We start from the raw sequence: 21435 nt of genomic DNA on the forward strand, positions 1-21435 counted from the left end.
GAAACCCGACCGTGATGACTGCAATGACTGCAATGACTGTGACGACGACATCTTCCGTTTCCCTGCTGAGCACGCCATTGGACCTGGACGCTGCCGCGGGCTCACGCCAGCAGCAGCTGCTGGCCCGCTTCAAGCGCGCCATCCTCGATGGACAGCTGCCGCCGGGCAGTCGCCTGCCTGCCACCCGCAGCCTGTGCGCGGAGTTGCAGGTGGCGCGCAATACCGTGCTGGCGGTGTACGAACAACTGGTGGCCGAAGGCTATGCCCGCGCCGATCGCCAGGGGACCCGCGTGGCTGCGCTGGCGGGGGCGGCGACCCGGTTCGTCCAGCCATCTCGCCCGGACAGCACACGCCAGTCGCGCCGCGTGTCGACCATGACGCCCACGCGCGACGCCGGAGACCGGACCCTGCCGCTCACGCCGGGTATGCCGGCGCTGAACCGTTTTCCGCTCAATGCCTGGCTGCGCGCCCAGGAGCGGTCCCTGAAGCGGGCCGGGCCGATGGCGCTGGCGTATGGCGATCCGCTGGGCGAGCCGGCCCTGCGCGAGGCCATTGCGCAATATCTGCGGGTGGCGCGGGGTGTGCGCTGCGAGGCGGCCCAGGTGGTGCTGACCGAGGGCGCGCAGGGGGCCTTGTCCTTGTGTGTGCGCTTGTTCGCCAACCCCGGCGAGCGCGCCTGGCTGGAAGACCCGGGCTATGGCGGGGTACGTGCGGCCTTCCATGCCGGCGACCTGAAGATCCGGTCGATGCCGGTCGATGGCGAGGGCATCGTCATCCCTGCGCGGGCCTGGCGCAGCCCGCCGCGGCTGGTGCATGTGACGCCATCCCATCAATATCCCACCGGTGCGGTGCTGTCCTTGCCGCGCCGTCTGGAACTGATCACGCGGGCACGCGAGTGCGGGGCCTGGATCATCGAGGACGACTACGACAGCGAGTTCCGGCACCGCGGCCACCCGGTGCCCGCCATGCAGGGGTTGGTGCCGGATGCACCCGTATTGTATGTGGGCACCTTCAGCAAGACCTTGTTCCCGGGGCTGCGCATCGGTTTCCTGGTGCTGCCGCAATCGGCGGGTGCGGGGGCCTGGCCGGCACTGGCGGAGTTGCTGCGCGGTGGGCATCGGCTGGAGCAGCTGGCGTTGGCCGAATTCATGGCCGGCGGCCAGTTCGCGCGTCATCTGGGCCGCATGCGGCGGCTCTATCGCGAACGTCAGCAGGCGCTGCGCGAGGCCTTGCAGGCACATCTGCCCGGGTATGAGGTATGGGGCGGCGATAGCGGTCTGCACCTGACGGTGCGCTTGCCGCTGGACTGGCAGGATACCGCCGTCAGCACGGCGGCGCGGGCGGCGGGGATGAATGTGGGGGCCTTGTCGTCGTTTTCGGCACAGCCGCGCCAGGCTGCCAGCAATGGCCTGGTGATCGGGTATGGCAATACCTCTTCGGAGCAGTTTGCGCCGCTGATCCGGCGCCTGGCGCAGGTGTTGCGCCGCGCCGGCAAGGGATAGGTGGTCAGAACGGTTCTGGCTGATGCAGACGTTGCTGCACGCACTGGGTGACCAGCTCCATGTAATCGGTGGCACGTTGCGGCTTGGCGGCGTACCAGATGCGGCCGTCCTGTTCGCGGGCGAAATCGCTGGACAAGGGTGCGGCGGTAAACAAGACCAGGGGGATGTGCGCCAGCGTCTGGTACACACACAGCGTGCGCAGCAGCTCGTAGCCTTCGGTGCCGGGGAAGCTGCGCGGGTCCAGCAGGATCAGCGTAGGCAGGTCGCGGGCACGGCACAGGGCTTGCGTGAGCAGGGAGGCATTGGCCAGTTCGGCATCGTCGAACCATTCGAACTGGCAGGGCAGATGGTTGCGCCAGAGCGCGAAGCGGGCCATTTCGATGGCATCGAGGTCGGCATCGATGACGAGGATGCGGGGCAGGTGATGGGTCAGGGACATGGCGGCCTCCTTGGCGGGATGTGCTGGTATGGGCTCATCTTAGGAGGGGCCGGCGACCGTGGATATCAGGGGCTTCCTGATGCCGGCTTGCGTGGACAGCGCAGGCCTGAGGCATGATCAGGCCGATGGAGCCGTCCGTCAGGCCTGTTCGCTGGCGCTGCTCTCGAACTGGCGACTGTATTCGGCACGGCGCGCCTGGTCGGACTCGATCAGCAGGCGGTAGCGGGTTTCCGATACGCGCTGTTGCAGCACGGCTGCATAACGCTCGCGCTGCAGCCATTCGATGATCACCGAGGCGGTCACCACGATGATGGTGTAGACCAGGATCATGAAGACGTCCTTGTCGTTGAGGCCATCCATCGTATAGAAGGGCTTGCGGAAGAAGAACATGGCCGTGGGGATGCTGATGGACAGCAATCCCAGCGAATACACGCAGCCGAACAGGTAGCTCATGACGATGCAGTTGACGGCGAAGAACACCATCGACAGCGCCTCGTCCACGAAGGGCGCCAGTGCATAGCGCAAGCCGAAGGCCGCAACGAATCCGAACGCGCTGACATACAGCGGGCGGAAGCCTTGCGGACGCCAGCTCTTGGCGTTCTTCAATTTGATCAGGCTCATGAGGGCTTTGGCAGGGTGGCGCGTCGTGTCCATCTTCGTTTACATTGCGCGCTCGCGCAATATGCTCATGTTAAGAATCCAGTCTTTCAAAAGGCTGACCAGGACTGTTTTTTTACGGCATTCCATGATCGGCCCTGTTGTATCGGCGCAGCAGGCTAGTGACGGCGATCCTTGAGCGGCGAGGAATGGCCCAGGTACTTGCGGCTCAGTTCGTTGCCGTGGATCTCGATGCTGCGCTTGATGAACATCACGGTCTCGTTGGTCACGATTTCGCGCTCGTTGTCCACGGTGATGATGTGATAACAGTCGCCCAGCCAGATCACCTTGCGGACCTCGGCATTGATGTGCTGCAGGATCACCTCGGCATTGCGCGGGGAAGCGGTTTCGTCGTCGATGGAATGGATGATCAGGGTGTCGGTACGCACCAGCGGCAGCGATTTGCGCACGAAGGCGATCATGCGCAGCGCGGCGCGCAGGTGGCGGGCAGGGATGGCGGCGGCGCCGACGGCGGCCACGCCATCCTTTTCCAGGGCGGCGGCGACGCGGCGGCGCATCTCGTAGTTCTTGATGCCGTAGGGTTCGCTTTCCTTGTAGGACCAGTTGCGAAAGCCCATGTCATAGACCACGGTCAACAGCTTCCAGTACCAGGGCACCGACCAGCCGTCGTATTGCAGCACCGGTGAGAGCAGCACCACCGAAAGCAGGTCCTTGCTGCGGGCGGCTACCGCCAGGGCCAGCGTGGCGCCCATGGAAAGGCCGCACAGCGAGACGGTCCGGAATTCTTCCTTGAGCCGGGCCACGCGGCTTTCGACCACGGCGCACCAGGCTTCCCAGTCGGGTGAGACGCGCGGATTGGTCAGCGCGGCGGAGTAGTTGTCGATGGTCAGCGGGATGACGGTGCAGCCGGCTTTCTTGAGCTGCTTGGGGATCGAGCCCATTTCGAGCTGGGAACCGCACAGGCCATGCAGCAGGATGACCGCATGATCCTTGTGGGGACCGCCGTGGCGGTCATCGTTGCGGGCCTCGGAGACCAGCGTGCTGCTGTCGGTGGATGACTGTGAGTCCATAAATCTTCAAACGCATTCGCGCCGGTCTGGCGCGTCTTGGCGAATCGTTCGCCCCCCGTTCATTACGAGTAAGCGGGCCGACGCTTGTCGCGTTCTGTGTCCCGAGTACCAATTCCGCTGCCATCCTGGCGGCAAGTTTTTGCGGAAGTCTAACTGCCGGCGCCAAATGTTTCCAGCGTTTATCAAGAACATTCATACTGCGCCGGCTGAGGGGAGGCAGGTCTTGCCAACCGGCAGGAATATTTCCGAATCATGACACGATAACGTCATAACACTGCTGTTGGTGCACAACACCTGTCTTTTGGTTCACTATTATTTTCCAATAGGCAACAATAGTTGGCAAATGTACGAAAGTGCAGGTTTTGACCGACAAGAAAAAGCCCCTCGCACCGGAGTGCGAAGGGCTGGCTGATGAGACGAGGGTAGGGGAGTCGGATCAGCCGCGACCTTCCAGATGGCCGTTGACCACGCGCACCTGGTCGCCGACGCGCCAGTTTTCATTGCTCTGCGGGAAGCTGCGGGTCTTGCCGTTTTCCATGCGCACGTCGACCACATAGCTGGTGGTGGCGCGCACGTTCTTTTCCACTTCATTGCCCGCATAGCCACCGCCGACCGCACCGGCGATGGTGGCCAGGGTACGACCGGTACCGCCGCCGATCTGGTTGCCCAGCAGGCCGCCGACCACGGCACCACCGGCGATGCCGACGCCGCTGGTGGGGGCGGCATGGCGCACGGCGCGCACGCCGACCACTTCACCGCAGCTATTGCAGATCGCCGGGGCGCGCTGTACTGCAGGCGCTGCAGCCTGGGTCGGGTAGGCCGATTGCTGCGGTTGATAGGACGGGGCGCGCTGGGCTTGCTGCTGCGCGCTCAGGGCATTGGCGGGGGCGCCGGGGGCTTGCGCGTTCTGATCCAGCGCCGCCAGTTGCTGCGGGGAATTCTCGCTCTTGGAGTTGGGCAGCAGGCCGGTCATGGCGGCCACTCCGATGAGACTGACCAGGATCACGGCCACGGCAGCGCCGGCCATCAGCGGATGCAGGCGGCCGGAGGATGTCTTGGCGACGGCGTTGTTGCCGGAATTCAGGGGTTGTGTGTTGTTGGTTTCCATGATGACCTCTCTAGTTGTTCTGTTGTCGTTGAAGATTGGATGACTGGATTATGGAGTGGTCATCGGCCAAAAAAAATCCCGATTCTGTGTCAGTTGTAAAAACTTGTAATGTGGCAAAAACGGCCCGGGAGGCGGGTTTGCGGGATGACAACAGCCATCGCGCCACACAGGAGCGCAGCTCAAAGGGAAGATGGGCGCGGGGGAGGGGAGCAAGCCGGGGGAGTGCGGCAGCAGCAGGCGGGCAGGATGCCTGCGAGGCAGAAATGGAAAGGGGACGGCGATGTCGCCGTCCCCTGGACGTCAATGCGGGGCTGTCAGCCTGCAGGCTTCAATCCTCGGCGATCAGTCTTCGCGACGCAGGTGCGGGAACAGGATCACGTCACGGATATTGGGCGAATCGGTGATCAGCATCATCAGGCGGTCGATGCCGATGCCGCAACCGCCGGCCGGGGGCATGCCGTATTCCAGGGCGCGGATGTAGTCGGCGTCGTAGTACATGGCTTCCTCGTCGCCGGCATCCTTGGCGGCCACCTGGGCCTGGAAGCGGGCGGCCTGGTCTTCGGCGTCGTTCAACTCGGAAAAACCGTTCGCAATTTCACGACCGGTGATGAACAGTTCGAAGCGCTCGGTAATGCCGGCCACCGTGTCCGATGCGCGCGCCAGCGGCGAGACTTCGACCGGGTAGTCGATGATGTAGGTCGGGTTCCACAGCTGCGACTCGGCGGTCTCTTCGAACAGCGCCAGTTGCAGCGCGCCGATGCCGGCGCCGGCCAGCGGGGCCTGGTCGGTCTTGACGCCGAACTTCTTCAGTTCGGTGCGCAGGAAGTCGATGTCGGCCAGTTGCTCGGCCGTGTAGTTCGGTGCGTACTTGAGGATGGCGCCGGTGATGGTCAGGCGGTCGAAGGGCTTGGACAGGTCCAGCTCGCGGCCCTGGTAGGTCAGCACGGCGGTGCCGTGGGCGTCGATGGCGGCCTGGCGGATCACCTGTTCGGTGAAGCCCATCAGCCACTGGTAATCCACGTAGGCGGCGTAGAACTCCATCATGGTGAATTCAGGGTTGTGACGCGGCGAGACGCCTTCGTTGCGGAAGTTGCGGTTGATCTCGAAGACGCGCTCGAAACCGCCCACCACCAGGCGCTTCAAGTACAGCTCGGGGGCGATGCGCATGAACATCTGCATGTCCAGCGCGTTGTGGTGGGTGATGAAGGGCTTGGCCGCGGCGCCGCCCGGGATCGGGTGCAGCATCGGGGTTTCCACTTCCATGAAACCGTTGGTTTCCATGAAGCGGCGGATCGACGACATCGCGGCGGTACGGGCCTTGAAGGTGCGGCGGGTTTCCTCGCTCATGATCAGGTCCACGTAGCGCTGGCGGTACTTCATTTCCTGGTCGGCCAGGCCGTGGAACTTGTCGGGCAGCGGGCGCAGCGACTTGGTGATCAGCTTGAGCCTGGTGACCTTGACCGACAGCTCACCGGTCTTGGTCTTGAACAGCGTGCCTTCGGCGCCCAGGATGTCGCCCAGGTCGTAGTGCTTGAAGGCGGCCATGGCTTCTTCGCCGGTGACGTCACGGGTCACGTAGAGCTGGATGCGGCCATCGGCGCGCAGGCCAGAGGCATCCTGCAGGGTGGCGAAGGCCGCCTTGCCCATGACCCGCTTCAACATCATGCGGCCGGCCACGGTGACGGTCACCGGTTCGGCTTCCAGCGCTTCGTTCTCGAAGCCGTCGTATTGCGCGTGCAGGTCCGCGGCATTGTTGGCCGGGCGGAAATCGTTGGGGAAGGCGACGCCCTGCTCGCGGATGGCGGCCAGCTTGGCGCGGCGCTCGGCGATGATGCTGTTCTCGTCGGCTGCCGGCTGGGCGGCGGGGGTGTTTTGCGTGGTCATGGTTGGAATTCTTGAGGTTTGAACGGTAGCTCAGTCGGCAACCGGCCGCGCAAGGACTGCGCGGCCGGCGTGGATCAGACGCCCTGTTTCAGCGAGGCTGCGATGAAGTCGTCGATGTCGCCATCGAGCACGGCCTTGGTGTTGCCGGTTTCGAAGTTGGTGCGCAGGTCCTTGATGCGGGACTGGTCCAGCACATAGGAGCGGATCTGGTGGCCCCAGCCGACGTCGGTCTTGGAGTCTTCCAGCTTCTGCTGCTCGCTCATGCGCTTGCGCAGTTCCAGTTCGAACAGCTTGGCGCGCAGCATGTCCCAGGCTTCGGCCCGGTTGCGGTGCTGGCTGCGGTCGTTCTGGCATTGCACGACGATGCCCGACGGGGCGTGCGTCAGGCGCACGGCGGAGTCGGTCTTGTTGATGTGCTGACCACCGGCGCCGGAGGCGCGGTAGGTATCGACGCGCACGTCGGCCGGGTTGATCTCGATCTCGAAGGATTCATCCACCTCAGGGTAGACGAACAGGCTGGAGAACGAGGTGTGGCGGCCATTGGACGAGTCGAACGGCGACTTGCGCACCAGGCGGTGCACGCCGGTCTCGGTACGCAGGAAGCCATAGGCGTAGTCGCCCTCGACCTTGATGGTGGCGGTCTTGATGCCGGCCACTTCACCGTCGGACTGTTCCATGATCTCGGCCTTGAAGCCCTTGCGCTCGCAATAGCGCAGATACTGGCGCAGCAGCATGGAGGCCCAGTCCTGGGCTTCGGTACCGCCGGCGCCGGCCTGGATGTCGATGAAGCAGTTGTTGGCGTCCATGGGGCCGCTGAACATGCGGCGGAATTCCATCTCCTCCACCAGCTTCTTCAGGTTCTCGGCATCGGCCTCGATGGCGACGATGGTGTCCTCGTCCTTTTCCTCGCGTGCCATCTCGAAGAGGTCGCGGGCATCGTTCAACTCGCTGTCGATCTTGATGAGGGTGTGGACGATCGCTTCCAGCGATTTCTTTTCCTTGCCGAGGTCCTGGGCCCGCTTCTGGTCGTTCCAGACGTTGGGGTCTTCCAGTTCGGCGTTGACTTGTTCGAGCTTCTCCGACTTCACATCGAAGTCAAAGATACCTCCGTAGCTCGGTGGCGCGGGTGGCCAGGTCGTCGAGCAGGGATTGGAGGGAATTGAGGCGTTCTGCTTCCATGATGGGTTCTTTTGCGATCAAACCTCACATTATACAAGAGGAGCAGGGGAGTTTCATCCCCGTCACGCGCCTGTCATTTTCGCTCGCTACCATCGGCGCGCTTGTTTTACTGACAAAAACCTGACGGTGGCGCACGGCGCTGCCCGATACCTGCCAGCCCCTACCGGAGAATCTTCGATGAGACAGCCTGCCGCCACGTCCCTCCCTTCCAGCGTCGACCAGCCGCAAGCCGGTCGCCGCAGCCTGCTCAAGGCCTTTGCCTCGGCCCCACTGTTGCCCCTGGCCGGTGGTCTGTCGGCTTCGGCCCTGCTGGCGGCCTGCGCCACGCCCGGCGCCGGCAAGCCCTTCGCCTCGGCGCGTTTTACCGGCATGCCGGCACCCACCCTGGACAATCCGGCCGCCATGGCTTCCACCACTGTCGGTTCGGCCCTGGAAGTCAGCTTCGCCGATGGCAGCAAGCAAAGCTACAAGTTGGCCTACCAGCCCTTCTTCATGACCGGCGACATGGTGCCGGACGGCCGTGGTGGCAGCATCCTGGCCGGCGGTTACCTGGACATCAACAATCAGCCCATCATCGACCGCTCGGTGGCGGGCCGTGAGCGCCAGTTCTTCTCGGACTGCCCGGACGGTTCTTCGCTGCTGACCGTGCAGGGCGCCAAGGTGCCTGGCGTGAAGGGCAATGCGGTGTTTGCCGTGGTGCAATTCGAATACACCACCCGCGACCAGAAGCAGGCTGCCATGTATGGCCAGCTGCCTTCGCCCATCGCCGTGCTCACGCTGGACCAGGACCCGTCCTCGGGCAAGCTGTCGCTGGTGCAGTACCACAACGTCGACACCTCCCAGGTCAACGGCCTGTGGATCACCTGCGGCGCCAGCCTGTCGCCCTGGAATACGCACCTGTCGTCGGAAGAATATGAACCGGACGCCTCGGCCATCGCCTCCAACCCGCAATTCAAGGCCTTCAGCAAGAACCTGTACGGTGATGAAAACCGCGCCAATCCCTACCACTACGGCCATCTGCCGGAAGTGACGGTCAACCCGGACGGCACCGGTTCCATCAAGAAGCACTACTGCCTGGGGCGCATCTCGCACGAACTGGTGCAGGTCATGCCGGATCAGCGCACCGTCCTGATGGGCGACGATGCCACCAACGGCGGTCTGTTCATGTTCATCGCCGATCGCGCCGCCGACCTGTCCTCCGGCACGCTCTATGTGGCGCGCTGGGAGCAGGTCTCGGGCGTCGGTCCGGGTGCCGGCAAGCTGTCCTGGGTACGCCTGGGCAGCGCCACCAGCGCCGAAGTCAAGGCCATGGCGGAGCGCTACAAGGCTTCCGACATCATGGATATCCGCACCACCGACCCGGCTGATGGCTCCTTCTCCAGGATTCCCTTCAACGGCAAGTTCAACTGGGTGCGCGTCAAGCCGGGCATGCAGAAGGCTGCCGCCTTCCTGGAAACCCACCGCTACGCCGCCCTGGCCGGTGGCAGCCTGGGGTTCACCAAGATGGAAGGCACCACCGTCAATGCCCGCGACAAGATCGCCTATTCGGCCATGTCCTATGTCCAGACCTCGATGCTCAATGGCTCCGGCCACATCAAGGTGGAAGGCCCCAAGGCCGGCGCCGTGTATGCGCTGAACCTGCGCGGCGGCCAGCGCGACGCCGGCGGCAATGTGATCGACAGCGAATGGGTGGCCATCGACATGGCCCCGCCGGCCGCGCTGGTGGGCGTGGACCTGAAGACCCCGGATGTCCTGGGCAACCTGGCCGATCAGGAACACATCGCCAATCCGGACAACATCAAATTCTCCGAGAAGCTGCGCACGCTGTTCATCGGCGAAGACAGCGGCATGCACGTCAACAACTTCCTGTGGGCCTACAACGTCGATACCAAGGCGCTCACCCGCGTGCTGTCCTGCCCGGCAGGGGCCGAATCGACCGGCCTGCATGCGGTCGATGAAATCAATGGCTGGACCTATGTCATGAGCAACTTCCAGCACGCCGGTGACTGGGAGAAGGGCTTGCACGACAAGGTCAAGGACAAGCTCGATGCGCTGGTGCGGGCCAACTACAAGGACCGCTTCGGCGCCACTGTCGGTTACCTGACCGGTCTGCCGTACTCGGCCAGGAGCTGAGGCCGAGTCCGCCGTCGCGGCGGGCCGGCGCGGAACGCAATCTGCTAGGATCGGTCCTATCAGCTCGTTTCGTCCTGCCCGCCGATGACAAGAACAACGCTGCTTCCCCTGTTGCTTCCCTGTGCCGCCTTGCTGGCGGCCTGCGCCAGCTCTCCCGCGCCGCACGGCCAGGTCAAGGGGGCCGAGGCCAGCTCGCGCGAGATGGGCCAGTCCGACAGCAATCGCGTGGCCACCCTGGCCATGCGCGCCAATCTGGATAGCCTGTATCTGCTGATGTCCAAGCTGTATCGGCGCAATCCGGTCGAATGGAAGAAGACCGCGACCACCCGGGAAGAGGCCGAAAAGAAGGTGCGTGACGCCATCGAACAGCGCCAGCCCTGGCCGGAACTGCAGGGCAAGCGCGACATCGCCGCCATGACACTGGCCTTGGCGCCGGACTTCAAGGGGGATAGGGTAGCGGCCTTCATCGATGCCACCGCCGACATGATCATCGTCGCCCATGGCAACAAGATCGAGTTCTTCCTGGTCGACGGGCTGGATGCCCAGCATCTCTACAACGCCGCCCGCAACGTTGAAATCGCCGCCTGGGTGCTGGCCAGCCGGCGCAACGCTAGCGGTGCGCCGTTGCTGCTCTCCGACGAAATCGGCGGAGACGTGCGCAACCTCAGTTTCGAGCGGGAGTTCGGCAAGATCGTCGGACGCCTGGACCTGATGGCCGAATTCAGCACCGAGCGCTATCGCCGGGCTGGCATCAGCTATGTGCAGAACCTGCTGGGCGGGTCGTTCCTGCAGTTCCTCCCGGTGCGCTGAGGTCCGTCCCCGTGCCGCTCGCGCGCGCCGGCGCGATCACGTAGCAGCCGCGGCCATTGCCCTTGGCGGCATACATGGCCTTGTCGGCGGCCTGCAGCAGGCTGTCGGCGTCGCAACTGCCGTCGCAGACCGCAATCCCCACCGAGACCCCGAGCCGGTACTCGCCCTGCGCCAGGTGCAGGGGTTCGGAGACCGCCTTGATGCACTTTTCGGCCAGCACCTGGGCGCCATGTTCATACGGCTCGCCGAGATCGGTGACCAGCAGCACGAATTCATCGCCTCCCATCCGCGCCAGCGTATCGCCGTGCCTTGCCACCTGGTGCAGGCGCCGGGTGACCTCCTGCAGCACCAGGTCGCCGGCCTTGTGGCCGAGGGTGTCGTTGATCGGTTTGAAGCCGTCCAGATCCAGGAACAGCAGGGCTACGCCGTTGCGTTCGCGGCAGGCATGGGTGAGCGCGGCCTCCATGCGCTCGGCCAGCTTCATGCGGTTGGGCAGGCCGGTGAGTACATCGTGGTGGGCCTGATGCTGCAGTTCGGCCTGGTGCAGCTTGAGCCGCGAGAGCAGGCCATTGAAGGCCATGGTCAGGTGGCCTACCTCATCGCGTCGTTCGACCGGCAGCGGCGACAGTGGCAGCTCGCCGCGCGTCATGCGGTCGGCCAGGGCGGCAGCCCGTCGCAGCGGGCGGAAGAACCACAGATAAGCCAGCACCAGCAGCAACACGACCATGACTCCCTGTATCACGCCACCGCGTGCGATCAGGGCGCGGGTGCGCTCTACCGTGGGCAGGGCCGCGGCCAGCGGCATGGTCACCGCCACCAGCCAGGGCGTGCCCGGCACCGAGGCAAAGGCCTTGATCTCGTTGACGCCATTGGCCGCGATGCCCACGCCATTGCCCCGGTAGCCCGCCAGGGCCTGGTCCATCAATTCGTCCCGGCCCGCCGACGGCAGCTGGGTCAATACCAGGGCCTCGTCGCTGGAGGCGATGATCATCTTCTGCTGCGGCGACACCAGCAGGAAACTGCCGGTCGGTCCCAGCCGCGCCTGTTGCAGATGGTCCAGGAAGCCCGGTGCATTGAGTTCGCTGCTACCGCCCAGCACGCCCACGATGCGGCCGCTGGCGTCGCGCAGCGGCGTGAGCATGGCGATGATGGGTTTGCCGCTGGCAGGGCTGTTCAGGGGCGGACACAGAACGGTCGCACCCTGCAGCACGCGCTCGTAATCGGGGTAGTTGGTCAGGGATAGCGCGCGCCGGCCATCCAGGGTCGGGTAGTCGACCACGATGGTGCCATTGCCGTCGGCCACGAACAGGCCCTGTGCGAACAGCGGAAGCAGTTGCTGGTGATCCTGCAGCCAGCTGCGCATGGCGGCGCGGTCGCCCAACAGTGCGCTGGGAAAGTGGCTGGCCAGGCGTTCCAGATAGCTGGCACGCTCCTGCACGCGATAGCCGATGTCCTGCGCCAGGTAGCTGGCAATGGTGCTTTGCTGGTCGGCGGCGACCTGGGCCTGCTCCTTTTCGAGGAAGCCGATCAGGATGTTGTAGCGCAAGACCGCACTCACCAGAATCAGCAAGAGTCCGAACAGGGTGAGACGGGTCACCAGGCTGCAGTGAATGCGCTTGATCATCATCGGGTTGGTCTTGTTGTTATTGTCTGGAGCGGTCTCTAGCTGCCTTCAGTTTGGCAGGCTGAAAGTCGCTCCAAGCCAACATTGTGCCACTGCAACGCCACAATGTTGGCTTTTTTTTGTTCCCTTCTTGATGTCCTGTTTCCCTGCTGCAATCCTTGCGGGGCAAGGCTTTGCGCCCATTGGGGCAGGGGCGAGACGATCAGGCTGGCTCGGCGTGTTCGACCATCAGTTGCACGATGGTCTTGCCGTTGTACTCGTTGGCATCCAGCCGGAACGCCACCTGGGCGTGGTCGGGCAAAGCGTCGGTGTGGCCGAACCAGATGGCGTCGTACTTGCGGCCGTTTTTCTCCAGTTGCAGCTTGAGGTGCTTCTCCTTGAGGATGCGTTGGTTGAGCACCCGGAAGTGATCGCAGAAGACCGGTGGCGCAAAGCCCTGGCCCCAGACCTGCTGGTCCATCAGGCTGATGAATTCCACCGAATAATAGGCATCCTCCAGCACGCCATCGGTCTCGATGACACGCTCCAGCTGGTTCTGCGTGAGCCAGTCGCGGCCGACGGCCTCGAAGGCTTCGGCAAAGGCGTCGAAGGCCTCGGCATGGAGGGTCAGGCCGGCCGCCATGGCGTGGCCGCCGAACTTGGTCATCACCGAAGGTGCGTGCTTGGACACCAGGTCCAGCGCGTCGCGCAGGTGGAAGCCCGCAATCGACCGGCCTGAGCCCTTGATGAAACCTTCGTCGCCGGGCGCGAAGGTGATGGTGGGTCGATAGAACTTGTCCTTCAGGCGCGAGGCCACGATGCCGATCACGCCCTGGTGCCAGGAGGCATCGAAAACAGCAATGGTGCGGCGATCGGCCGGGTTGAAGTCGTCCAGCAGCAAGAGGGCGGTGTCCTGCATGCCGGCTTCGATGTCGCGCCGCTCGCGGTTGATGGCGTCCAGTTGCTGGGCGATCGCCCAGGCCCGGCCTTCGTCGTCGGTGGTCAGGCATTCGATGCCCAGTGCCATGTCGGCCAGGCGGCCTGCCGCGTTCAGGCGCGGCCCCACGGCAAAGCCCAGGTCGAAGGGCGTGGCGCGGCGGGCTTCGCGCCCGGCCGCACGAAACAGTGCGGCAATGCCCGGATGCATCTTGCCGCTGCGCATGCGCTTCAAGCCCTGGGCCACCAGGATGCGGTTGTTGGCGTCCAGCTTGACCACGTCGGCCACGGTGCCCAGGGCCACCAGGTCCAGCAGGGTGTCCAGGCGCGGCTGGGTCTGGGCATCGAAGAGGCCGCGTTTGCGCATCTCGGCGCGCAGCGCCAGCAGCACGTAGAACATCACGCCCACGCCAGCCAGGTTCTTGCTGGGGAAGCCGCATTGCGGCTGGTTCGGGTTGACGATCACGCGCGCGTCCGGCAGGGCATCGCCGGGCAGGTGGTGATCGGTCACCACCACGTCGATGCCGCGCCGCTTGGCCTCGGCCACGCCGTCGATGCTGGCGATGCCGTTGTCGACGGTGACGATGATGTCGGGGTTCTTTTCGCGCACCGTCAGCTCGACGATTTCGGGGGTGAGCCCGTAACCGTATTCGAAGCGGTTCGGCACGATGTAGTCCACCTGCGCGCCCAGCAGGCGCAGCCCGCGCAGGCCGACCGCGCAGGCGGTGGCGCCGTCGCAGTCATAGTCGGCCACGATGACCAGCTTCTTGCCGGCGGCAATGGCGTCGGCCAGGTAGCTGGCGGCAGCGTCGATGTGGAGCAGGCCGGCGGGCGGGAACAGCGCATTGAGTTCGCTGGCCAGTTCGCGCGCGGTGGACAGGCCGCGTGCCGCGTAGACCCGCGCCAGGACCGGGTGGACGCCTTCGGCGATGAGTTGGTCGGCCTGGCCGGGATGATAGGGGCGGGTGGCGACGCGGATCATGTGCAACGCTCCGCCAGCAGCGCCAGCGAGGGCTTGCGCCAGAAGCGCCGCAAGGCGCCACGGGTGACCGCAACCTCGACCAGGCGGTCAGACCCGGTCAGGACCAGGTTCACGGCCCCCAGCGTATCGGCCCGCAGCGCCACCAGCAGCGGCGCCAACCATTCGCGGTCGAGGTGTTCCAGGTGCTGCAGCCACAGGCCCCATTCCTCGGCCAGGGCTGCTTCGGCCAGGGCATCCAGTACCAGCAGGCGGTGTCCGTCCCCGCGCAGGATGTCGTTCACCTGGCTCTCATTGGTATGGGCATGCGCATTGGCATGGGCCTGGCCGGCCAGCGCGCCATCGCCGAAGGCGCGCATCCAGCCGCGCAGGCCGAAGCGGGCGCCATAGCTATGCTGCGCGCTGGCACCGGCATCGGCGCCGCCCCAGATCCAGATGGAGTTGATGGCCTTCTGGCCACGCATTTCGCGCTGTTCGTTGAGTGCCTCGGCGAACCACTGCATCTGCACTTCGTTCTGCAGCTTGCGCCAGGCCAGTTCACCCGGGCCTTCCGGCATCCAGATGTCGACGTTGCGGCCGCTGGCGGCGCTCGGTGTAGAGGTGCGCAGGCCAGCCCAGGCGTCGGCGCGGATGAACCAGGTGCGGGCGTCGCCATACACCAGTTCATGGCCGATCTCGGTAAACAGCGGCAGGGCGGCGGCGAACAGGCGTTGCGATTCTTCCTCTTCCAGTTGCAGCTGGCCGATGTCGGTCAGCACCAGGTGGTCGCGGGCCACGTGGATGTGCGCCGGGTGCAGCACGAACCAGTGGCCGGCGGCGGGTCTGTGGCCCAGGCCCTGCATCAATGCGGCGGCCGCAGCGGGGCTGGAATCCTGCGGGGCCGGCGGCAAGCCGAAGCGGCGGGCCAGCCAGTGTTCATGCGGCAATGCCCGCGAAAACGGGTCGTGCGACTGCAGCGGCGCCGCCTTGCCACGGCCCAGCAGCATGGCCAGGGCGGGCGCCTTGCTCTGGCGCAGCAGGTCCCGGGCCAGCTCGGCCGGGGGCAGGGCGAAGGGAACGAGGATGTCGAGTTGATTCATGGGGCGCTATTTTAGCGGCTGGCGGGCCGCTTGGCCTGGGCGTCCCCTGCACAAAGCTTCACTTATCTGACTTGAGGCCCTTAAAAAACCGCTCAAGACTTGTTCCAGGCCTGTTTGGCGCGCTGGCGCACCAGCATGCGCACGCTTTCGGGCATGGGTGTACGGGCGCCATTGGTCTCGGCCGACAGCCACAGGCTGTCCTCGAAATGGGGCAGCATGCGCGGGGTGATGAAGCGGCTGCGGATGGCGTTCACGTGGCGGTCGCCCTGGGCCGTCTGCTGGGTGATGTAGAAGCGTTGCGGCACGATCAGGTGCAGATATTCCTTGGCCCGGGTCATGGCCACATAGAGCAGGCGGCGCTCTTCGGCGATCTCGGCCTCGCTGCCGGTGGCCAGGTCGGAGGGGATGCAGCCGTCCACCACGTTCAGCACATGCACCGAACGCCATTCCTGGCCCTTGGCGGAGTGGATGGTGGAGAGCGTCAGGTAATCCTCGTCGCGATAGGGCGGGGCCGAAAAGTCGCTGCTGGATTCGGGCGGGTCCAGTGTCAACTCGGTGAGGAATTTCTCGCGCGAGGCATAGCCCCGGGCCAGCGCGGCCAGTTGCTCGATGTCGGCGGCGCGGGCGTCGGCGTCCTCGTAGCGTTGCTCCAGCTGCGGCAGGTACCAGTCGCGGGCGGCGTTGATGTCGGTCGGCCAGGCCGCGCTGGCGCGCCGCATCAGGGCATAGGTATCGGCGAAGGCCTGCCACTGCAGGGCGATGTTGGCCGGGGCGCCGAAGTGGAGCAGGGCATCGGCCGGGTCGGCGGCGCCGGCCATCAGGTCCAGTACCTTGCGGGCGGTGGCCGGGCCGACCCCGGGGATCAGTTGCAGGGCACGCAGGCCGGCCATCCGCCCGCTGGGGTTGTGGGCCAGCCGCAGCAGCGACAGCAGGTCCTTGATGTGGGTGCTCTCCAGGAACTTGAGCCCGCCGAACTTCACGAAGGGGATGTTGCGGCGGACCAGTTCCAGCTCCAGCGCGGCGCTGTGGGTGGCGGTGCGGAACAGCACTGCCTGGGACTTGAGCGTCAGCCCTTCCTCGCGATGCGCCAGGATGCGATTGGCGACCCAGCGCGCCTGTTCGGCTTCGTCGGGGATGACCACCAGCTGCGGTTTCTGCGAGGAGGGTTTGTCACTCCACAGGTTCTTGAAGTGACGCTCAGGGGCATCGGCGATGACCGCATTGGACGCCTGCAGGATAGGCTGGGTGGAGCGGTAGTTCTGTTCCAGCGTCAGCAGCCGCGCCGGCTGGGTGAACAGCGAGGGCAGGTCGAGGATGTTGCGCACCGTGGCGCCCCGGAAGGAATAGATCGATTGGGCGTCGTCGCCGACGGCGGTCACACCGGCCCCATCGGGCTTCATGCGCTGCAGGATCTCGGCCTGCAGGCGGTTGGTGTCCTGGTATTCATCGACCAGCACGTGGTCGAAGCGGGCGCTGACGGATTGCGCAATTTCCGGGTCGGACAGCATATCGGCCCAGAACAGCAGCAGATCGTCGTAATCCAGTACGTGCTGGGCTTCCTTGGCATCCACATAGCGGGCGAAGAGTTCGCCCAGTGGCCGCTCCCACTCGCGGCACCAGGGGTAATGGACCTGCAGCACCTGGGCCAGGTCCTGGCGGGTGTTGACGGCCCGCGAATAGATCGCCAGGCAGGTGGCCTTGAGCGGGAAGCGCTTGTCGGTGGAAGACAGACCCATCTCGTGGCGCAACAGGCCCATCAGGTCTTCCGAGTCACCGCGATCCTGGATGGTGAAGTCGTCTTCCAGGCCGATCACGCTGGCGTAGTCGCGCAGCAGGCGCGCGCCGATGGCGTGGAAGGTGCCGGACCAGGGCAGTTGCGGCGGGACATCGCCAGCGGCCAGGCCCAGTACCTGGCGGATCACCTGGCCCACGCGGCGGCCCATGTCGCCGGCGGCGCGGCGCGAAAAGGTCAGCAGCAGGATGCGTTGCGGATCGGCGCCCTCCAGCACCAGCCGCGCCACCCGGTGCGCCAGGGTATTGGTCTTGCCCGAGCCGGCGCCGGCCACGATCAACAGCGGCGTCTGCTGCGCTGGCGGCAGGCCGCTACCATGCTCGACGGCGGCGCGCTGTTCGGCGTTGAGGCGGGCGAAGGGATCGCGCTCCTGTGCAGGGTCGTCGGCAGAGGCGGTCTGCGGGGCAGTGGACGCGGGCGCTTCCCGGGTGAGGTCTGGCAGCATGGGTGAGGGGCAATTCAGGTGGAGACCGTGCAGGGCGGCCTTTGAAGGGCGGGCACAGGTGGGTACTGTATATATAACCAGTTCATGATGCAACAGCCGGCGTGCAATGGAGATGAAACAGTTTGCATAGCAAGCCGCGAACCTCTGCCGTAGAAGTGAATCTATAGCCTGCACGCGGGAACGTGCGCAAGTGAAGGACAGGGGCCAGGGATGGGCCGGCTGTCCATTCTGTGGCAAACTTCGCGCTTTGTCTTCGCCCGTGTTGGCGTGCGGCGGGTCCGGTTTCGACGGGATTTCGCCGGCACATTTTGCAGGCCCTCTCCCGGAGCAATTTTGAGTCTGATTAAAAACCTGCCGTTCGAATGGCTGGTCGGCATCCGCTACACGCGGGCCGGCAAGCGTAGCGGTCGCAACAGTTTCATTTCCTTTATTTCCCTCATTTCCATGGCCGGCATCGGCCTGGGCGTGGCCGCACTGATCGTGGTGCTGTCGGTGATGAACGGTTTCCAGAAGGAAGTCCGTGACCGCATGCTCTCGGTGCTGGCGCATATCGAGGTGTTCGACGCCTCCGGCTCCATGAAGGACTGGCAGAGCGTGGCCAAGCAGACCTTCCAGAACAAGGAAGTGCTGGGTGCGGCGCCCTATGTGTCCGGCCAGGCCATGATGACGCGCGACGACAACCTGCGCGGCGTGCTGGTGCGCGGCGTGCTGCCGGAAGAAGAGCCCAAGGTCTCGGACGTGGCACGCCAGATCAAGCAGGGCAGTTTCGATTCCCTGAAGCCGGGGGCATTCGACATCGTCCTTGGCAGCGAACTGGCGCGGGGCATGCGCGTCGGGCTGGGCGACAAGATCACCGTGATCGTGCCGCAAGGGCAGGTGACCCCAGCCGGGGTGCTGCCGCGCCTGAAGCAGTTCACCGTGACCGGCATCTTCGAGGCCGGCCATTACGAGTTCGATTCCTCGCTGGCCTTCATCCACCTGCAGGACGCCGAGACCCTGTTCCGCATGGATGCGCCCACCGGGGTGCGCCTGCGCATCCGCGACATGTTGCAGGCGCCGGAGGTGACCCAGGAGCTGGCGCGCACCCTCAGCGGCGACCTCTACCTGCGCGACTGGTCGCAGCAGAACAGCAACTGGTTCGCCGCCGTCAAGACCGAGAAACGCATGATGTTCATCATCCTTACCCTGATCATTGCGGTGGCGGCTTTCAATCTGGTCTCCACGCTGGTGATGACGGTCACCGACAAGCAGGCCGACATCGCCATCCTGCGCACGCTGGGGGCGTCGCCCGGTTCCATCATGAAGATCTTCGTGATCCAGGGCGCGCTGGTGGGCCTGATCGGGACCGCTGCCGGGGTCGCCCTGGGGGTGGCGGTGGCACTGAACATCGATGTGCTGGTACCGGCCATCGAGCATGCCTTCCACGTGCAGTTCCTGCCCAAGAGTATCTATGTGATTTCCGAATTGCCCTCCGACCTCATCTGGTCGGACGTCTATATCATCGGCGGCGTGGCCGTGGTACTGGCTTTCCTGGCCACGCTGTACCCGAGCTGGTCGGCAGCCCGCGTCAAACCGGCGGAGGCGCTGCGCTATGAATGATTCCATCCTGAACCGCCAGGCCGTGCTGTCGGCACGCGGCCTGGGCAAGACCTTCACCCAGGGAAAGTATTCGGTGAAGGTGCTGGGCAATGTGGATATCGATGTCTACCACGGTGAGCAGGTCGCCATCGTTGGCGCTTCCGGCTCCGGCAAGTCGACCTTGCTGCATCTGCTGGGCGGGCTCGATACCCCCAGCGCCGGTACCGTCAGCCTGCAGGGCAAGGACTTTGCCAGCCTGGGCGAGAGCGAGCGCGGCGCGCTGCGCAACCAGTCGCTGGGCTTCGTCTACCAGTTCCACCACCTGCTGCCGGAATTCTCGGCGCTGGACAACGTGGCCATGCCGCTGATGATCCGCCGCGTCAAGCGCGCCCAGGCGCAGGAGCAGGCCCGCGAGATGCTGGAGAAGGTGGGTCTGGCCCAGCGCGTGACCCACGTGCCGGGCGAGCTCTCGGGTGGTGAGCGTCAGCGCGTGGCGCTGGCGCGCGCGCTGGTCACGCGACCGGCCTGCGTGCTGGCCGATGAGCCGACCGGCAACCTGGACCGCAGCACGGCCGACCGCACCTTCGAACTGATGATCGAACTCTCGCGCACGCTGGGCACGGCCTTCGTCATCGTCACCCACGACGGCGAACTGGCCGGTCGCTGCGGGCGCGTGCTGCGCCTGTCGGAGTTGGGTCTGCGTGCGGTGACGCAGCAGGGCTGACGCAATCCGGGTAAGCTTGCAGTTTTCCGCCGCCGTCTCCATGAAAGACGGCGGTGTGCTTTTGAACAGATGGAACATGGAGTCAGTGAACATGAATACCCGCCAATGGCTAGAGACCCTGGTCGCCTTCGATACCACCAGCCGCAATTCCAATCTGGAGCTGATCACGACCGTGCGCGACAGTCTGGAAAAGCAGGGCATCTCCTCCTGGCTGGCGCACAACAAGGAGCAGACCAAGGCCAACCTGTTCGCGACCCTGCCGGCCACGGCCGGTCCCAATGCCGGCAGCACCGAAGGCGGTATCGTGCTCTCCGGCCACACCGACGTGGTGCCGGTGGATGGTCAGAAATGGGATACCGACCCCTTCAAGATCACCGAGAAGGATGGCAGCCTGTTCGGTCGCGGCACCTGCGACATGAAGGGTTTCATCGCCACCTCGCTGGCCCTGGTGCCGGAATTCCTGGCCATGCCGCGTACCAAGCCGATCCACCTGGCCTTTTCCTATGACGAGGAAATCGGCTGCATCGGCGCGCCGGTGATGCTGGAAGAGATCGTCAAGCGCGGTATCAAGGTCGATGGCTGCGTGGTCGGTGAACCCACCAGCATGAACGTGGTGGTGGCGCACAAGGGTATCAACGTATTCGCCTGCAAGGTACATGGCAAGTCGGCGCACTCCTCGCTCACGCCGCAGGGCTGCAATGCCATCGAGCATGCGGCGCGCCTGATCTGCGCCATTCGCGACTTCGCCGACGGCTACAAGGCCAATGGTCCCTACGACCAGTTCTTCGACGTGCCTTTCAGCACCATGACCACCAACCAGATCCGTGGCGGCATTGCGGTCAACACCATCCCCGAGCTGTGCGAATTCACCTATGAATTCCGCAACCTGCCGGGCATGAGCGTGGCCGACATCCAGGCCCAGATCGACAAGTACGTCGCCGAGGTGCTGCTGCCGAAGATGCGCAGCGAATTCCCGGAGGCCCGCATCGAGATCGACAACTTCGCCGGCAGCCCGGCGCTGGAAGCGGTGGAGCAGGCGGCCATCACCGAACTGGTGCGCGCCCTCACGGGAGACCGCGAGACCCGCAAGGTGGCCTATGGCACCGAAGCCGGGCTGTTCCAGCAGATCGGCATCCCCACCATCGTCTGCGGTCCTGGCGACATCGGCAATGCCCACAAGCCCAACGAGTTCGTGACGCTGGCCCAGATGGAGCGCTGCGAGCAGTTCCTGCGCAAGCTGGGCAAGTCGCTGCAGCCGGCTTGATCCGGCCTTTCCGTCCATTGAGACTGGGGAGGACGTAGGACGCGAGTGATCGCGTCCTTTTTTACGTCCGCATTCAGGCATGTTTGACCCGTGTATCCGAAGAAGTGCGGGGTAATTCTTTACGATTGTTAATGGCTGCAAGCGTGGCTTAGACGGTAAACTGCCGTCTCTGGCTCCGGGCCTGCCCGGAGTTGCTGTAAAAATAATAATGCGCTTCGGGGGAAGCAAGCCGGACAGGCAAGGGTGCGATCCCCGTGGCGTATGTCGTCATCCGGAAGCGTTCTCCCGTGGG

16 protein-coding genes are annotated in these 21435 nt (G+C 64.8%); 6 read left to right on the forward strand and 10 right to left on the reverse strand.

From position 1 onward, the window contains the following. The first annotated feature begins 23 nt into the window (after positions 1 to 23). A complete protein-coding gene (locus HBH1_RS06545) occupies positions 24 to 1502 on the forward strand; it encodes a MocR-like pyridoxine biosynthesis transcription factor PdxR (protein WP_199181534.1) in 1479 nt (492 codons plus the stop codon). Positions 1503 to 1506: 4 nt separating this feature from the next. Here the strand turns inward: HBH1_RS06545 and HBH1_RS06550 are convergent, their stop codons facing one another. The 6 genes from HBH1_RS06550 to prfB form a co-directional block, all read right to left on the reverse strand. Then, positions 1507 to 1941 (reverse strand): response regulator, encoded by a 435-nt coding sequence (locus HBH1_RS06550; protein WP_102662062.1) that lies wholly within the window; start codon positions 1939 to 1941, stop codon positions 1507 to 1509. A gap of 138 nt (positions 1942 to 2079) precedes the next feature. After that, positions 2080 to 2562, reverse strand: a complete 483-nt coding sequence (locus HBH1_RS06555) for a DUF4118 domain-containing protein (protein WP_233207544.1) — start codon at positions 2560 to 2562, stop codon at positions 2080 to 2082. A 155-nt stretch (positions 2563 to 2717) separates the two neighbouring features. After that, complete coding sequence (locus tag HBH1_RS06560) at positions 2718 to 3629, reverse strand: alpha/beta hydrolase (protein WP_102662064.1); 912 nt, start codon at positions 3627 to 3629, stop codon at positions 2718 to 2720. A gap of 436 nt (positions 3630 to 4065) precedes the next feature. Then, positions 4066 to 4737 carry a glycine zipper 2TM domain-containing protein gene (locus tag HBH1_RS06565; protein WP_102662065.1) on the reverse strand — a complete coding sequence of 224 codons (672 nt, stop codon included), beginning with the start codon at positions 4735 to 4737 and terminating at the stop codon, positions 4066 to 4068. A 342-nt stretch (positions 4738 to 5079) separates the two neighbouring features. Next, entirely contained in the window at positions 5080 to 6621 is a 1542-nt protein-coding gene (gene lysS / locus HBH1_RS06570; RefSeq protein WP_102662066.1) for a lysine--tRNA ligase, read from the reverse strand. Between the two features lie 74 nt (positions 6622 to 6695). Next, a protein-coding gene (gene prfB, locus HBH1_RS06575; protein ID WP_102662115.1) for a peptide chain release factor 2 occupies positions 6696 to 7800 on the reverse strand; the annotation gives its coding sequence in 2 pieces (ribosomal slippage) (positions 6696 to 7718 and positions 7720 to 7800; 1104 coding nt in all). Between the two features lie 177 nt (positions 7801 to 7977). Between prfB and HBH1_RS06580 the strand changes: the two genes are divergently transcribed. Together HBH1_RS06580 and HBH1_RS06585 are read left to right on the forward strand one after the other, a co-directional pair. Next, positions 7978 to 9933, forward strand: a complete 1956-nt coding sequence (locus HBH1_RS06580; RefSeq protein ID WP_102662067.1) for a PhoX family protein — start codon at positions 7978 to 7980, stop codon at positions 9931 to 9933. A gap of 84 nt (positions 9934 to 10017) precedes the next feature. After that, positions 10018 to 10743, forward strand: a complete 726-nt coding sequence (locus tag HBH1_RS06585; RefSeq protein ID WP_102662068.1) for a hypothetical protein — start codon at positions 10018 to 10020, stop codon at positions 10741 to 10743. Here HBH1_RS06585 and HBH1_RS06590 read toward each other — a convergent pair. The 4 genes from HBH1_RS06590 to HBH1_RS06605 form a co-directional block, all read right to left on the reverse strand. Beyond that, entirely contained in the window at positions 10685 to 12367 is a 1683-nt protein-coding gene (locus HBH1_RS06590; protein ID WP_304441876.1) for a diguanylate cyclase domain-containing protein, read from the reverse strand. The genes HBH1_RS06585 and HBH1_RS06590 overlap by 59 nt on opposite strands. A gap of 202 nt (positions 12368 to 12569) precedes the next feature. Next, entirely contained in the window at positions 12570 to 14264 is a 1695-nt protein-coding gene (gene recJ / locus HBH1_RS06595) for a single-stranded-DNA-specific exonuclease RecJ (RefSeq protein ID WP_102662070.1), read from the reverse strand. After that, positions 14261 to 15340, reverse strand: coding sequence for a hypothetical protein (locus HBH1_RS06600; RefSeq protein WP_102662071.1), 1080 nt, complete (start codon positions 15338 to 15340; stop codon positions 14261 to 14263). Before HBH1_RS06600 ends, recJ begins: the two co-directional genes overlap by 4 nt. A 92-nt stretch (positions 15341 to 15432) precedes the next feature. After that, on the reverse strand, positions 15433 to 17577 hold the full coding sequence (locus HBH1_RS06605; RefSeq protein WP_102662072.1) for an ATP-dependent helicase: 2145 nt from the start codon (positions 17575 to 17577) through the stop codon (positions 15433 to 15435). Positions 17578 to 17910: 333 nt separating this feature from the next. On the opposite strand from HBH1_RS06605, the gene HBH1_RS06610 reads away from it, so the two are divergent. The 3 genes from HBH1_RS06610 to argE all read left to right on the forward strand — a co-directional run bounded on the left by HBH1_RS06610 (position 17911) and on the right by argE (position 21143). Then, positions 17911 to 19176 carry a lipoprotein-releasing ABC transporter permease subunit gene (locus HBH1_RS06610; protein ID WP_102662073.1) on the forward strand — a complete coding sequence of 422 codons (1266 nt, stop codon included), beginning with the start codon at positions 17911 to 17913 and terminating at the stop codon, positions 19174 to 19176. Next, positions 19169 to 19879 (forward strand): lipoprotein-releasing ABC transporter ATP-binding protein LolD, encoded by a 711-nt coding sequence (lolD, locus tag HBH1_RS06615; protein WP_006464016.1) that lies wholly within the window; start codon positions 19169 to 19171, stop codon positions 19877 to 19879. Before HBH1_RS06610 ends, lolD begins: the two co-directional genes overlap by 8 nt. 91 nt (positions 19880 to 19970) lie before the next feature. Then, positions 19971 to 21143: an acetylornithine deacetylase gene (argE, locus tag HBH1_RS06620; protein ID WP_077236873.1), complete on the forward strand. Its 1173-nt coding sequence runs from the start codon at positions 19971 to 19973 to the stop codon at positions 21141 to 21143. The last annotated feature ends 292 nt before the right edge of the window (positions 21144 to 21435 follow it).

Origin of the sequence: Herbaspirillum sp. BH-1, from assembly GCF_002870055.1 — a bacterium.
Lineage (GTDB): Bacteria > Pseudomonadota > Gammaproteobacteria > Burkholderiales > Burkholderiaceae_D > Herbaspirillum > Herbaspirillum frisingense.

Coding starts and splice junctions, on each gene's coding strand:
- HBH1_RS06545 (WP_199181534.1), top strand. CDS start 24: ATGACTGCAATGACTGTGACGACGACATCTTCCGTTTCCCTGCTGAGC.
- HBH1_RS06550 (WP_102662062.1), bottom strand. CDS start 1,941: ATGTCCCTGACCCATCACCTGCCCCGCATCCTCGTCATCGATGCCGAC.
- HBH1_RS06555 (WP_233207544.1), bottom strand. CDS start 2,562: ATGAGCCTGATCAAATTGAAGAACGCCAAGAGCTGGCGTCCGCAAGGC.
- HBH1_RS06560 (WP_102662064.1), bottom strand. CDS start 3,629: ATGGACTCACAGTCATCCACCGACAGCAGCACGCTGGTCTCCGAGGCC.
- HBH1_RS06565 (WP_102662065.1), bottom strand. CDS start 4,737: ATGGAAACCAACAACACACAACCCCTGAATTCCGGCAACAACGCCGTC.
- lysS (WP_102662066.1), bottom strand. CDS start 6,621: ATGACCACGCAAAACACCCCCGCCGCCCAGCCGGCAGCCGACGAGAAC.
- HBH1_RS06580 (WP_102662067.1), top strand. CDS start 7,978: ATGAGACAGCCTGCCGCCACGTCCCTCCCTTCCAGCGTCGACCAGCCG.
- HBH1_RS06585 (WP_102662068.1), top strand. CDS start 10,018: ATGACAAGAACAACGCTGCTTCCCCTGTTGCTTCCCTGTGCCGCCTTG.
- HBH1_RS06590 (WP_304441876.1), bottom strand. CDS start 12,367: ATGATCAAGCGCATTCACTGCAGCCTGGTGACCCGTCTCACCCTGTTC.
- recJ (WP_102662070.1), bottom strand. CDS start 14,264: ATGATCCGCGTCGCCACCCGCCCCTATCATCCCGGCCAGGCCGACCAA.
- HBH1_RS06600 (WP_102662071.1), bottom strand. CDS start 15,340: ATGAATCAACTCGACATCCTCGTTCCCTTCGCCCTGCCCCCGGCCGAG.
- HBH1_RS06605 (WP_102662072.1), bottom strand. CDS start 17,577: ATGCTGCCAGACCTCACCCGGGAAGCGCCCGCGTCCACTGCCCCGCAG.
- lolD (WP_006464016.1), top strand. CDS start 19,169: ATGAATGATTCCATCCTGAACCGCCAGGCCGTGCTGTCGGCACGCGGC.
- argE (WP_077236873.1), top strand. CDS start 19,971: ATGAATACCCGCCAATGGCTAGAGACCCTGGTCGCCTTCGATACCACC.